Here is a 14462-nt window from a genome sequence, read left to right as displayed (position 1 = left end):
CAGAAGAATAATATGAAGAAATATATTTCACACCTTGTATTTGCCTTACTGGGCTGTGCAGCCTTATCTGCTTGTGTAGATGATGATTACATGGAATTGGATAAAGGACAGAATGAACTTGTACTGACGGTCAGCAAGACGGAAGTTGTTTTGAATGAGCAGGCACATGCCGATGATGCCCTGGAGCTTTCCTGGACTACGGGAACCAATTATGGGACGGGCAATAAAATATCCTATACGTTGGAACTGGCAAAGGCCGGCAGTAATTTTGCAAACTCTTATGTGGCTGTGGAGAATGCCGTACAAGAATACTCATGGAAAAAGAACGTGGAGGAATTGAATGACATCCTGCGCAACCATTTTGGGGCAACTGCTGGGGAGAACATTTCGCTGGAGGCGCGGTTGACAGCTGTTGTAACGGAACGGGACGAAAAGCAGGTATCTATCACTGCTTTCAGCGTTACTGCTTATAAACCGCTTACATCCACCCTTTATCTTATAGGTAGTGCCACTCCGGGCGGATGGAGTGCCGATGATGCGACAGAAATGATCCGCAAGGACAATGGTATCTTTACATGGACGGGCCGACTTGTTGCGGGTGAATTTAAGTTCATCACGACCTTAGGCTCATTCCTGCCCTCTTACAACAAGGGAACAGACGGCTTGCTGATGCTTCGTAGCAGTGATGACCAGCCGGACATACCTTTTATTGTCGAAGAAGATCATAATTACATCGTCGAGGCCAATCTGTTTACCGGTGTTCTTACATTGACCCAGACAGAGACGTTGGCACCTGTCTATGACCAGCTTTATTTTGTGGGTAACGCTACGGATTGGGGATTCGTGAAGATGAAACAAGATGTGCTCGACCCATACTTGTTCCGCTTCGGCAAGTTCTTCGAAGTGGGCAAAGGAGGGGAATTCAAGTTCGGAACCTCCGATGGAAGTTGGGAGAATATGTATAAGGCCAAGAACGCCGATGCTGCTTATACCGATACAGAAGTGGTGTTTGTGAAAGGGTTCGACCCGGACAATAAATGGGTGCTGAAAGACGGGGAATGCGGCAAGGCCTACAAGATTTGCATGGATATCCGTAGTGGTAAGGAACGCATGATGATGAGCGAATTTACTCCGTATGAGATGATTTATATGGTAGGTGATGCTACTCCGGCCGGTTGGACGATTGGTGATGCTACGCCGATGCAGACAACGGATAATCCGTATGTGTTCACTTGGAAAGGTACGCTGAATGCCGGTGAGTTGAAATTTACTTGTGATAAGCAGGAAGATTGGAATGGAGCCTGGTTTATGCCGGCTGTAGCAGACAAACAGCCTGCCGGAGAAACTGAACCGATGCTTTTCCTTGATAAATCAGACGAAGCGTTCAAAGCGCAATATCTGGACGTGATGGTAGGCGGCATCGACCAGAAGTGGAAGATTACGACAGCAGGTTCCTATCTGATTACTTTGAATCAGCTGGAAGAGACAATTTCAATCGTGAAACAATAGGTATCTACAATAGATGAAGAAGATAGTTTATACAACAATGGTAGCCTTGCTGCTGGTTGCATGCAGCAAGGAGAGTGATGATACCGGTAGCGGTACCGGTGGAGGCGGAGAGAGTGGAGGGGTTACGGAAGTAACCCCAGTCACCTCGGACTTGACGGTCAATCTCACTACCGACAAGGCATGTTACCGGCCGGGCGAGAGTGTTTCTTTTACAGCTGACGCCCTTCCTGCCGGAGCTAAAATCCGCTACCGGACAATGGACAAGGTTGTATCGGAGCAGGCTGCTGTCGGTACTACTTGGACTTGGACTGCTCCGGCAACCGATTATACCGGTTATCTGGTGGATGTATACCGTACAAAAGAGAATGGAACAGAGGTTATTCTTGGTACTATTGCCGTAGATGTATCCAGTGACTGGACACGTTTTCCACGTTATGGTTTCGTTGCCACTTTTGATGCTTCGAAAAAGGTGGATGGAGTGATAGAGAAGGAGATGGCTTTCCTGAACCGTTGCCACATTAACGGGGTACAGTTTCAGGATTGGCACAACAAGCATCACTGGCCGTTAGGTGGTACGCGTGAGCATCTGGACGAGCTCTATAAGGACATTGCCAACCGGGAGGTCTATACCGAGGTAGTGAAGAAGTATATCTCTACACAACACAGCCTGGGCATGAAGTCCATGTTTTACAATCTATGTTTCGGAGCTTTGGACGATGCCGTTTCCGACGGAGTAAAGGAAGAATGGTACATATTCAAGAACACGGGACGTATGGATAAGGATTCGCATGACTTGCCCTCCAGTTGGAAAAGTAATATCTTCCTGCTCAATCCCACCAATACGGAATGGCAGGCATATATTGCCCAGAAAAACGATGATGTTTATGCCAATCTGGACTTTGACGGTTATCAGATAGACCAACTGGGAAACCGGGGTGACCGCTATGACTATGATGGCAATAAGGTAAATCTGCCTAAGGGATATGCCTCGTTCATCGAAGCCATGAAACAGAAGCATCCGGACAAGCGTTTGGTGATGAATGCCGTCTCCAGCTATGGAGCTTCCCAGATAGCTGGTACGGGTAAAGTGGATTTCCTTTATAATGAAGTATGGGGCGATGAGGCAGGCTTCAAGGATTTGCACACCATTATCAAGGCGAACGACCAGTATGGCAACCATACCTTGAAAACGGTGTTTGCCGCATACATGAACTATGACAAGGCAGGTAGCAGTACCGGTGAGTTCAATACACCGGGTGTGCTGCTGACGGATGCCGTGATGTTTGCATTGGGTGGTTCACATTTGGAATTGGGCGACCACATGCTATGCCGCGAGTACTTTCCAAGCACGGCTTTGCAAATGAACGATGTACTGAAAACAGCCATGATTCGTTATTATGACTTTATGACAGCTTATCAGAATCTACTTCGTGACAAGGATACGGAGGCGGAGATAGCTGTTTCTTTGACTTGTACGGATGCCACACAGAATCTTTCTCTGAATGTGTGGCCACCGCAGAAGTCTGCCATCACTGTTTATGCCAAAAATGTAAATGGCAGGCAAGTCATTCATTTGCTTAACTTCCTCAATGCAGATAATTTGAGTTGGAGGGATTTGAATGGGACAATGCCTGAACCGCGCTTGGTATCTGACGTACCGCTGAAGATGAATGTTTCCGGCAAAGTGAACAAGATATGGGTTGCATCGCCCGATTTCCATGCCGGTGCTTCGCAGGAACTGGTGTTTGAACAGAAAGACGGTACGGTTACCTTTACCTTGCCTTTGCTGAAGTACTGGACAATGCTTGTGATGGAGTAAAATATTTTATTAAGGAACAAACAGATTATGGTAATGAAGAAATATATACTTTTATTTTTCACGGTCTGTGCATTTACGGTCTGTGCATATGCGCAGAGCCGTACTGGAGACTGTACGTCCTATACCAGCAACGAGCGGAGTGTGACCTTTCATTTGAATGACAGTTCTGCCATACAATTGCGCCTGTGCAGCCAGTCTACGGTGCGTATCTGGTTTTCTCCCGATGGAAGTTTCCAGCGCAATAATCCTTCTTTTGCCGTTGTTAATGAGGACTTGGAAGATGTGGGTACTGTTCATGTGGACGAGCAGAATGCTTGTTACGAGATTTTTACTCCCAAGCTTCGCATTCGGGTAAACAAATCCCCGTTTAACTTACAGATATTCGACAAGTATCAGAAACTGCTGTTCAGTGATTATGCCGATAAAGGACATATCAGTGACGGACAACGCAAACTGGAATACAAGATTCTTCGTCGCGATGAACACTTCTTCGGCCTGGGAGAAAAGACCGGCAAGCTGGATCGTCGGGGTGAAGCCTACAAGATGTGGAATAGCGACAAGCCTTGTTATAGCATCGTTGAGGATCCGCTCTACAAGAGTATTCCGTTCTTTATGAGCAGTTATCGTTATGGTATTTTCCTGGACAATACGTATAAAACCGAATTTAAGTTTGGTACGGAAAGCCGCGATTACTACAGTTTCGAGGCTCCTGGGGGAGAGATGATTTATTATTTCATCTTCGGGAAGGATTATAAGGAAATCATGAAACAATATGTCGACCTGACGGGAAAACCCATAATGCCTCCTAAATGGGCATTGGGCTTTGCACAATGCCGGGGACTGCTGACGAGCGAGAAATTGTCTTATGAAATAGCTGAAGGCTATCGTAAGCGTGGAATTCCTTGTGATGTTATTTACCAAGACATCGGCTGGACACAATATTTGCAGGATTTCGAGTGGCGGAAAGGGAACTACGAGAATCCGAAAAAGATGCTTGCAGACCTCAAGGATATGGGCTTCAAGGTGGTGGTTTCGCAAGATCCGGTCATTTCACAAGCCAATAAGCGGCAATGGGAGGAAGCCGATAGGTTAGGGTATCTGGTAAAGGACTCCACCGACGGCAGGAGTTATGACATGCCCTGGCCCTGGGGTGGTAATTGTGGCGTAGTAGACTTCACCCTTCCTGCTGTGGCAGACTGGTGGGGAGCTTATCAGCAGAAGCCCATTGATGATGGCATTGCCGGTTTCTGGACTGATATGGGTGAACCTGCCTGGAGCAATGAGGAGCAGACGGAACGGCTGGTGATGAAACACCATTTGGGCATGCATGATGAGATTCACAATGTTTATGGTCTTACGTGGGATAAGGTGGTGAAGGAGCAGTTTGAAAAACGGAATCCTGACCGTCGCGTATTTCAGATGACACGTGCCGCTTTTGCGGGCTTGCAACGCTATACCTTCGGCTGGACTGGTGACTGTGGAAACGGTGATGACGTGACGCAGGGCTGGGGGCAGATGGCCAATCAGATTCCGGTATTGTTGTCTGCCGGTTTAGGAATTATTCCTTTTACTACTTGTGACATTACCGGTTATTGCGGAGATATAGAGGATTATCCTGCGATGGCTGAACTTTATACGCGGTGGATACAGATGGGCGCTTTCAATCCCCTGAGCCGCATTCATCATGAGGGCAACGTGGCTGTGGAGCCGTGGCTGTTCGGCGAAGAGTCCGAGAAGAATGCCAAGACAGCCATCGAATTGAAATATCGCCTTTTGCCTTATATCTATACGTATGCCCGCGAAGCACACGAAACGGGGTTGCCCCTCATGCGACCGATGTTTCTGGAATATCCGGCAGATATGGAAACGTTCTCTACGGATGCCCAGTTTATGTTTGGCAGTGAGCTACTGGTTGCTCCGGTAGTAAAAAAAGGAGCGAGAAATAAAAATGTTTATCTTCCTGAAGGAACTTGGATTGACTACAACAACAAACACACAGCATATAGCGGTGAGCAATGGATGACGGTGGATGCTCCCCTCAATACTATTCCTATGTTTGTAAAGCAAGGAAGCATCATACCCCAAATGCCGGTCATGAACTATACGGACGAGAAACTTGTCTATCCGGTTACGTTTGAGATATTTCCTGCTGCAGCGGGCAGTGAAACAACCTTCTCGCTTTATGAAGATGCAGGAACTGATTTAGGATATTTGCGTGGAGAGTTCATGCGCACTCCTATTACTTGCCAGACTACCGACAAAGGCTATACGCTGAAAGTAGGTACACGGACCGGTGAGAAATATAGCTTACCCGGCCAACGAAACCTGATGTTCTGCATCTATACGGAACAGATGCCGAAAACGGCTTTGCTGGACGGTCAGAAAATCAAGAAAACGAATGTCGGAAAGCTGGAAGAAAATCGGGAGACAGAGTTTACGATAACTGCCTGGTGTCCCGACAAGAAGCAGGAGACCTGCCTGCTGAGGTTACCGGATGATGGAAAGGAGCATATCATTGAGTTTATCTATTAACACAAAAAACATATCATTATTATGAAGAAATTTGTACTTAGCGCGGCTTTGCTTTTTTCTGCCCTAGCGGGGAATGCTGAAGGCATTTCATCCCCTTCGGGCATGGTGAAGCTGGATTTTGAACTGACAAAAGACGGGAGACCAGCCTATCAGGTGGATTATAAAGGGGCCCCTGTCATCAATCTCAGTACGTTGGGACTGGAACTTAAAGGAGCTACCAGCCTGATGGATGGTTTCAAAGTAGTAAGGACTTCTACTTCCACTTTCGATGAAACCTGGCAACCGGTGTGGGGGGAAACAAAAGATATCCGCAACCACTACAACGAATTGCTGGTAGAACTTGAACAACCGTCTACCACTCGTTTTATGAATATCCGTTTTCGGGTATATGATGACGGCGTGGGATTCCGTTATGAGTTTCCGCAACAGAAGAATCTGGTTTATTTTGTGATAAAGGAAGAGCATTCCCGGTTTGCCATGACCGGCGACCATACTGCCTGGTGGATTCCGGGAGATTATGATACCCAGGAATATGATTACACGGAGTCCAGGCTCTCTGAAATCCGTGGACTGCTGCAGGGAGCTGTGAGCGACAATGCGTCACAAACTGTCTTTTCGCCGACGGGTGTCCAGACTTCCATACAGCTTAAAACAGCTGATGGAGTGTACCTTAACCTGCACGAGGCAGCTTTGGTGGACTACTCCTGCATGCATCTCAACCTGGATGACAAGAACCTCGTTTTTGAATCCTGGCTGACTCCGGACGCCCAAGGAAATAAAGGATATATGCAGTCTCCCTGCCATACTCCCTGGCGTACGGTCATGGTCAGTGATGATGCCCGCGAGATACTGGCCTCCAATTTGATTCTCAATCTGAATGAGCCTTGCAAGTATGATGATACCTCCTGGATTAAGCCGGTGAAATATGTCGGCGTATGGTGGGAAATGATTGCAGGGGGAAAGCCCTGGGCATATACTTTTGACCTCCCTTCTGTGAAACTGGATGATACGGACTATTCCAAGATGAAACCGAACGGCATTCATCCGGCCAACACGGCTAATGTGAAGAAGTACATAGACTTTGCTGCCGAACACGGTTTTGACCAGGTATTGGTGGAGGGTTGGAATACGGGTTGGGAAGACTGGTTCGGTAATTCCAAGGATTATGTTTTCGATTTCGTGACTCCTTATCCCGATTTTGACATCAAGTATCTGAATGAATATGCCCATTCCAAGGGTGTCCGTCTGATGATGCACCATGAAACATCGGCTTCCGTCCGTAACTATGAGCGGCACATGGAGGCCGCCTACCGGCTGATGAACAAATACGGATATAATTCGGTAAAGAGTGGCTACGTAGGCAATATGATTCCCCGTGGCGAGCATCACTATGGACAATGGATGAACAACCATTACCTATACGCCGTGACCGAAGCTGCCAAACACAAGATAATGGTCAATGCCCATGAAGCGGTACGTCCGACCGGTTTATGCCGTACCTATCCCAACCTGATAGGCAATGAATCTGCCCGAGGCACGGAGTATGAGGCTTTTTCCGGTAACAAGCCCTTCCACACAACGATACTTCCGTTTACCCGTCTGCAAGGCGGCCCGATGGACTATACGCCCGGTATCTTTGAAATGGACATCAATAAATTGAATCCGAACAGCCATACGCATGCCAATACTACCTTGGCGCGTCAGCTGGCACTCTATGTCACTATGTACAGCCCTCTACAAATGGCTGCCGACCTTCCTGAGAACTATGAACGTTTCATGGATGCTTTCCAGTTCATCAAAGATGTGGCTGTGGATTGGGACGACAGCCGCTATCTGGAAGCTGAGCCGGGACGTTACATCACTGTTGCCCGTAAGGCAAAAGGTACGAATGATTGGTTTATCGGTTGCACCAGCAGTGAGCACGGACATGCTTCAACTATGAAACTGGATTTCCTGGATGCAGACAAGCAGTATATTGCAACCGTCTATGCCGATGCAAAAGATGCTGATTATAAGACAAATCCGCAAGCTTATGTTATCCGTGAAGGTATAGTTTCTCCCAAAACGGTCTTGAAACTGAAAGCTGCTTCCGGTGGAGGCTATGCCATCAGCATCATGGAGGTGAAAGATAAATCTGTATTGAAGGGACTGAAGAGGCTTTCCGGGAATATCTGATTTACGGGCATAAAAAAAGGAGTACCGCTGTACTCCAACCTTTGTTAACCTTAAATCTAATACTATGAAAAACACATTGCAAAGATACGGATATTGGGAGAATGTGCAAATTATCCAAATAAAAAAGTGTGTTTTATAACACTTATTAGCTGTTTGTTCCTTTGCTTCTATTTTTGTTAACAAAAAGAAAGCGTTAAAAGAGCAGTTTGCCCCATTCCCCTTATCCTTTTGCCTCTTGATACATGAATCTCTTGATACTCTTCTTGGCTGTTTTCTCGAACTCCTCGAAGTGTATCTTGACTTTTGTAATCTGGCTGTAGGCCGGTAATTGCAGATTCAATTCATTCCGGTTGTCCTCCATAATCTTCTCAACGTCCGATTGCTCCAAGCCGTGGGCGAATGCATCGTCGAAATCGGGATAGATAAGGGCCACAAGTTTGTCTTTTTGCAATAGGATGAGTGATTCGGATACGTATGGCATGTTGTTCAGCTTGCTTTCAATTTCTTCGGGGTAGATATTCTGGCCGCTGGCTGTGAGTAGCATGTTCTTGCTACGTCCGCGGACGGTGACATATCCTTCGGCATCCATCGTTGCAAGGTCACCAGTGTGCAGCCAGCCGTTTATATCGATGATTTGGGAGGTGGCTTCGGCATTCTTGTAATAGCCCAGCATCAGATTGGCACCTTTACAGATTATTTCTCCTGCCACGTTCTGCGGATCGGGGGAGGCAATCTTCACTTCCATGCGGGTGGCTGCTTTGCCACAGGAAGCCGGTTTCAGTGTTTCCCAACGGCTGGAGCAAATGATGGGACCGCATTCCGTCATGCCATATGCGATGGTGTAGGGGAAACTTATCTGCTTCAGGAAACGTTCCACATCCGCATTGAACGGTGCTCCTCCGATAATGATTTCATCGAAATTGTTGCCAAAAGCCTCCATTGCCTTTTTGCGCATGTCAGCCTTTATTCTATCGTTGACAATGGGCATCCGCAGCAGCAACTTGCCTATTTTATTGTCTATCCGGGGCAGAATGTCCTTCTTGATAATCTTCTCTACGATGAGCGGTACACATGAAATGACCCGTGGCTTGATTTCGGAGAATGACTGTGCGATAATCTTGGGAGACGGCATACGGGTAAGGAAGTACAGATGGGCACCTGCGGAAAAACCGTACAGGAAATCGTACACCATGCCAAAGACATGTCCCAGAGGTAACATGGATACGATATGGTCTCCCGGACGTACGGGAAGCATTTCATGGCAATAGGCTACATTGGACTCCAGGCTACGATAAGGGAGCATGACCCCTTTGGAATATCCCGTAGTCCCTGAAGTGTAGTTGATGACAGCCAGTTCTTCGGGCGACTCCTCTTTGCGGTAGCTGATATGCTCGGGACGGAAATTCTTGGGGAAGCGTGCGCCATAGAGGACGTTGCGGTGTTCGAAAGCCTCCATCAGTTGTTCATTTCGGCAAACCACCGGAGTGAAATCCGTCAGCAGTACAATTCCCATCAACAGGGGCATTGCCTCTTCATTTAGATTCTCCCATGCGCGGTCGCCGACAAATAGCAATTTGGCTTCGGAATGGTTGACGATGTTGTGGATATTGTCAGCCTTGAACTCATGCAGAATGGGAACAATGACGGCTCCATAGGTAACCGTTGCCAGAAAAGCGACTGCCCAATGTGCACTGTTACGTCCACAAACGGCAATCTTGTCTCCGGGCTGTATACCGGCACTTTCCAATACGATATGGAATTTGGCTATTTTTCTTGCCACATCTTTGTATTGTAGTGTAACTCCTTTGTAGTCTGTCAGGGCATTGCGATCCCAGTTTTTAATAATGCTTTGTTCTATATAATCGATGAACCCTTGTTCTTGTTCCATTCAGCTGTTGCACACTTTAGTTAAAACTGCGCAAAGATAGGTCTTATAGTGATGCAAAGCAAATAGTTTCCGCTTTTTTCTTGTCTTGGGACGGATAGAAACCTATCCGTAATTCTTATTCCTTACCATTTTCCGAAATAAGAAGCAGCTTGTCACCGGCATGAAGCTTTAATGTCCCGTTCGGAATAAGGTACTCATTTCCGCGTTTTACAATCATCACCAGTGTACCTTTGGGCAAGTTCATATCTTTTAGAGTATCTGCCTGGTCCAGTATTTCTTGTGTAATGGTCATATCGTGCAGGTTGGAGTCAATTTCTTCGGGCAGTTCGACTCCAAAATCATTTCCGGTTTTTTCCAGCGGGGTAGAGAGGTTTAGCAGCCGGGCCACCCGGGAGACTGTGGTACCCTGGATGACTAGCGAGACGATGGTTATAAAGAATACAATGTTGAAGATGACATGGGCACCGGGCACATTGGCTACCACGGGATAGGTGGCAAAGATAATGGGTACTGCGCCACGTAATCCTACCCACGATACGAACAGCCGTGACTTGAGGGTGATTCTCTTGCCAAAGGGCAGCAGGCAGAGAAAAACGCTGAGAGGACGTCCCACAACAATCATGAATATGCCTATGAGCAATGCCACGACTGCAACTTCCAACATTTCATGGGGGTTGACAAGCAGACCGAGGCAGAGGAACATGATGATTTGGAAAAGCCAGGTCAGTCCGTCCATAAAGGTATAAATCTCTTTCCGGTGCATGATTTTGTTATTGCCCACTATCATTCCGGCAATATACACGGCCAGGTAACCGTTGCCTTTCAGCAGGTCGGTGATGGAGAAGATGAAAAATATGAAAGACAGCAATAGGATAGGATAGAGTGCTTGGTTGTCTATATTCAGCCGGTTTAGCATAAGGATGGCCAGCTTTCCGAGGAAATAACCGGTTGCAGCGCCGACAATGAACTGTATGGCAAAAGAGCTTAATATCTGGGGAACTCCCATTCCGGAGGACTGGATGAATTGAATCAACACGATGGTCAGCATATATGCCATCGGGTCGTTACTACCGCTTTCCAGCTCCAGCATGGGGCGCAGATTATGTTTCAGGTTTATTTTTTGTGAACGCAGAATGGCGAATACAGAGGCTGAGTCGGTAGATGACATGGTGGATGCAAGCAAAAGGGAGGTTATCAGCGGCAGGTGGATGTTGGTCCAGCTCATGCCAGACAGCCACCAGATAAATAATCCGGTAAAGAGGGCCGTGAGTAGTACTCCTACAGTTGACAAAACAATGCCGTGAGTTAATATGGGTTTTATCTCCGTAAACTTGGTGTCCATACCGCCGGAGAACAAAATAATGCTGAGGGCAACCATGCCGATGAACTGTGCTTCTTTGGCGTTGTGGAACTGCAACCCCAATCCGTCACTGCCGAACAGCATGCCGACGACAAGAAAAAGTAATAACGCTGGTACCCCGAAACGGTATCCGGTCTTGCCGACAATGATGCTGACGAAAAGTAATATGGAACCTATAAGTAGTATGTTTCCTGCTGTAAATATCATAAATTCTATGCTATATAGTTTGCAATGTGCTCTTTCTTAATGTATAATAGTACAAAGATATGCAATGTGTTTAACAAATACAAATCTAAAATAGTTCAATTGAACTTTAAAATAAATGTGGTTTCTTTACCTGGTAATAAAGATAGATTTCCGCCGGACAGCCTCATGATTTGCCGGGAAATACTCAGTCCAATACCGCTTCCGCCCTCTTTGGTCGTAAAGAAGGGGATAAATATGTGTTCAGCGATGTCATTGGGAATGGCAGGTCCGTTGTTGGAAATTTCTATCAGTATGGTTTCTGCTTCATTGCAGTAGGCATGTATGTTGATATGTCCTTCTTTATCTGTATTTTTATCCGATTCGATGGCTTGCATGGCATTTTTCAGTAAATTGATGACCACTTGTGATATCAGGTTCTCGTCGGCATATAGAATAAGGTCATTTGGTGCGATGTCCGTATGAAAGGTGGCCCGGACATTGGGGTGCTGGTGACGGGCAAGTTCGACCATCCGCTCGATGAAGCTTTTTACGTAGAACAAGGATGGTTCGGGGGTGGGAATACGGGTAAATTTCCGGTATGATTCCACAAAAGAGAGCAGGCCCTTGCCCGTACTGCTGATAGTCTGCAGGCCGTTTCTGATTTCTTCTTTGGAGGCTTGTGCCTCGGTCAGTTCCAGCAGTGTATCGCTCAGGGAGGTTATGGGAGTGACGGCGTTCATTATTTCGTGTGTCAGTACGCGGGTGAGCCTGATCCAGGAATCTATTTCCTTTTCATCCAGTTCGTTGTTGATGTCGTTCAAGGCGAGGATGCGCAGATGCTCTTTACGGACTGTAATGTCGCTGACGCGGACGGACATGTTTACAGTGCCTCGCTCGTTGTTGAAAGGCATTTGCAGTTTGTCTCCCGGCCGGCAATTGGCAAGGAGGGACGAAAGACGCGGGTCTATGCGATTCAGCTGGCTGACGTGGGTAAAGACATTGAGGCCCAGCAAGCGGAGGGCTTCGCTGTTTTTCTGATATACGGCACCATTATCGTTCAGCACAAGGATACCGGTATTCACGCAGTCCAGAATGAGTTCGTAGTATTTTTCTTGCTGTGCTGTTTCGCTTTTCACATTATAGAGTATATGGGCAACCCGGTTCAATGCACGGTTCACAAGGCGTGCGTCGGCAGTGTTTTCCGTTTCGGAGAAGTGGATGGCATTATCGTTGTTTTCGATGGCGTCGAGCATGAAAAGCACCTTCCGCACGTGATGGCGGTATAGCTTCTGCTGCCAGTACAAGACTATGGGAAGCAGCGCGGTGCAGAGAGCGCCCCAAAATATGTCGACAGTCCACATCACCCCTGCAAGGAGCGCTACTGCCAGACTGACGGCAACACGGAATGTATAATTAGAGGCCATACTTCTTCATTTTGTTGTACAGCGTCTGTCGGGTGATGCCCAGCTGTGCGGCAACGGCAGAGAGATTTCCGCTGCATTTGTCGAGTGTTTTCCGTATCATCTGCATTTCCATTTCTTCGAGCGTGGATGCGGAAGCTTCGGGAGTGCCGGTTCGCCGTGCCAGCTGGAACAGTTCTGCGGGAAGGGTGTCGTTGTCACAGATGATAATGGCTTTTTCGATGGCATGTTCCAGTTCGCGGATATTGCCGTACCAAGGGTGGAGTGTAAGCTTCTCGCGGGCGCCGTCCGTCAGCTTGACGAAGGGTTTGTCATATTGCTTGCAGAAGCGGGCGATGAAAAGTTCTGCAAGGGGGATGATGTCTTCGGGCCGCTCGCGCAACGAGGGTATCTCGAGGTGTATCGTATTGATGCGGTACAGCAAATCCTCGCGGAATTCGCCTTTTGCCACCATCTCGGGCAGGTTGCGGTTTGTAGCGCAAATCAGCCGTATGTCTACGGGAATGGGAGTGTTGCTGCCTACCCGGACAATGCTGCGGCGTTGGATGGCAGTCAGCAGTTTGGCTTGCAGATGATAGGGAAGATTGCCTATTTCATCGAGAAAGAGGGTGCTGTGGCTGGCTGCTTCGAACTTGCCGGCACGGTCGGCACGGGCATCGGTGAAAGAGCCTTTCATGTGGCCGAACAGCTCGCTTTCGAAAAGGCTTTCGGTGACTGCACCCATATCCACGCTTACCATGTCTTGCCGGTTGCGGGATGAGAGGGAGTGTATTTCGCGTGCCAGCATCTCTTTACCGGTACCGTTCTCGCCTGTAATAAGAATATTGGCATCGGTAGAGGCCACTTTTTCCACCAAAAGACGAAGCTGTTGCATGGCGGGGCTGTTTCCCCAATACATGTTGCGGGTATCCGCAAGCGGGTGGCTGTTTTCTGCCGTACGTCCGGCATTTGGGCCGTTGGCCGGAGATTTTGTTTCAGAAGCCGATACGGCGTTCAGCAAGGTTTCCACCAGTTTCCGGTTGTTCCAGGGTTTCACGACGAAGTCTGTGGCTCCTTCCTTGATTCCCCGTACGGCAAGGTCTATGTCGGCATAGGCGGTAAACAGCACTACGGGCAGGGCGGGACATTGCTTTTTTATTTCATGGAGCCAGTATAATCCCTCGTTGCCGGTATTGATGCCCGAGGTGAAGTTCATGTCAAGAAGAACCACTTGCCATGACTTTTCCCGCAATACGCTGGGCAGGGTTACGGGAGAGGGAAGTGTGATTATCCCTTCAAAATATGGCTTCAACAAAAGTTGCAAGGCGGTAAGTACGCCTCGGTTATCATCGACAATCAGGATGTTTCCGTTTTTTTTTGCCATAAACTATTTCTGTTTTCTGTGGGCAAAGTTAATGATTTATCTGCATTATATTCGGCAAATCTCTCAGTTTTCAAAGTATTAAGATTCTCCTTCTCATTTAGCAAATCCTTATGCCGCTTTATTCTATATTTTTGCTTACTAAGAATTAATCGTCCGACAGTTGTTGAATTATCGTCCGACAGCTGTCGGACGATAATTCAACAACTGTC

The 14462-nt window shown here is 47.5% G+C and carries 8 protein-coding genes; 4 read left to right on the top strand and 4 right to left on the bottom strand.

Features of this window, described 5'->3' with window-relative positions:
* The first annotated feature begins 12 nt into the window (after positions 1-12).
* The 4 genes from E5355_RS06070 to E5355_RS06055 are packed head-to-tail and all read left to right on the top strand — an operon-like array spanning position 13 to position 8035.
* Positions 13-1509: a SusF/SusE family outer membrane protein gene (locus tag E5355_RS06070; protein ID WP_136009597.1), complete on the top strand. Its 1497-nt coding sequence runs from the start codon at positions 13-15 to the stop codon at positions 1507-1509.
* 13 nt (positions 1510-1522) lie between these two features.
* Positions 1523-3328, top strand: a complete 1806-nt coding sequence (locus tag E5355_RS06065) for a glycoside hydrolase family 66 protein (RefSeq protein WP_136009596.1) — start codon at positions 1523-1525, stop codon at positions 3326-3328.
* A gap of 33 nt (positions 3329-3361) precedes the next feature.
* The gene (locus tag E5355_RS06060) at positions 3362-5860 is read left to right on the top strand and encodes a glycoside hydrolase family 31 protein (protein ID WP_136009595.1); all 2499 of its coding nucleotides are present in this window, start codon (positions 3362-3364) and stop codon (positions 5858-5860) included.
* Between the two features lie 21 nt (positions 5861-5881).
* The gene (locus E5355_RS06055) at positions 5882-8035 is read left to right on the top strand and encodes a glycoside hydrolase family 97 protein (protein WP_136009594.1); all 2154 of its coding nucleotides are present in this window, start codon (positions 5882-5884) and stop codon (positions 8033-8035) included.
* A 220-nt stretch (positions 8036-8255) separates the two neighbouring features.
* Here the strand turns inward: E5355_RS06055 and E5355_RS06050 are convergent, their stop codons facing one another.
* The 4 genes from E5355_RS06050 to E5355_RS06035 all read right to left on the bottom strand — a co-directional run bounded on the left by E5355_RS06050 (position 8256) and on the right by E5355_RS06035 (position 14253).
* Positions 8256-9923 carry a long-chain fatty acid--CoA ligase gene (locus tag E5355_RS06050; protein ID WP_136009593.1) on the bottom strand — a complete coding sequence of 556 codons (1668 nt, stop codon included), beginning with the start codon at positions 9921-9923 and terminating at the stop codon, positions 8256-8258.
* Between the two features lie 115 nt (positions 9924-10038).
* Complete coding sequence (locus E5355_RS06045; protein WP_136009592.1) at positions 10039-11490, bottom strand: potassium/proton antiporter; 1452 nt, start codon at positions 11488-11490, stop codon at positions 10039-10041.
* Positions 11491-11585: 95 nt separating this feature from the next.
* Complete coding sequence (locus E5355_RS06040) at positions 11586-12893, bottom strand: sensor histidine kinase (RefSeq protein WP_136009591.1); 1308 nt, start codon at positions 12891-12893, stop codon at positions 11586-11588.
* A complete protein-coding gene (locus tag E5355_RS06035; RefSeq protein ID WP_136009590.1) occupies positions 12883-14253 on the bottom strand; it encodes a sigma-54-dependent transcriptional regulator in 1371 nt (456 codons plus the stop codon). The genes E5355_RS06040 and E5355_RS06035 overlap by 11 nt, the downstream gene beginning before the upstream one ends.
* Between the last annotated feature and the right edge of the window lie 209 nt (positions 14254-14462).

It is taken from the genome of Bacteroides muris (ex Afrizal et al. 2022) (assembly GCF_004793475.1).
Taxonomy (GTDB): domain Bacteria; phylum Bacteroidota; class Bacteroidia; order Bacteroidales; family Bacteroidaceae; genus Bacteroides; species Bacteroides muris.
This window is presented reverse-complemented; position numbering and strand designations above follow the sequence as displayed.

Coding starts and splice junctions, on each gene's coding strand:
- E5355_RS06065 (WP_136009596.1), top strand. CDS start 1,523: ATGAAGAAGATAGTTTATACAACAATGGTAGCCTTGCTGCTGGTTGCA.
- E5355_RS06045 (WP_136009592.1), bottom strand. CDS start 11,490: ATGATATTTACAGCAGGAAACATACTACTTATAGGTTCCATATTACTT.
- E5355_RS06050 (WP_136009593.1), bottom strand. CDS start 9,923: ATGGAACAAGAACAAGGGTTCATCGATTATATAGAACAAAGCATTATT.
- E5355_RS06055 (WP_136009594.1), top strand. CDS start 5,882: ATGAAGAAATTTGTACTTAGCGCGGCTTTGCTTTTTTCTGCCCTAGCG.
- E5355_RS06060 (WP_136009595.1), top strand. CDS start 3,362: ATGAAGAAATATATACTTTTATTTTTCACGGTCTGTGCATTTACGGTC.
- E5355_RS06070 (WP_136009597.1), top strand. CDS start 13: ATGAAGAAATATATTTCACACCTTGTATTTGCCTTACTGGGCTGTGCA.
- E5355_RS06040 (WP_136009591.1), bottom strand. CDS start 12,893: ATGGCCTCTAATTATACATTCCGTGTTGCCGTCAGTCTGGCAGTAGCG.
- E5355_RS06035 (WP_136009590.1), bottom strand. CDS start 14,253: ATGGCAAAAAAAAACGGAAACATCCTGATTGTCGATGATAACCGAGGC.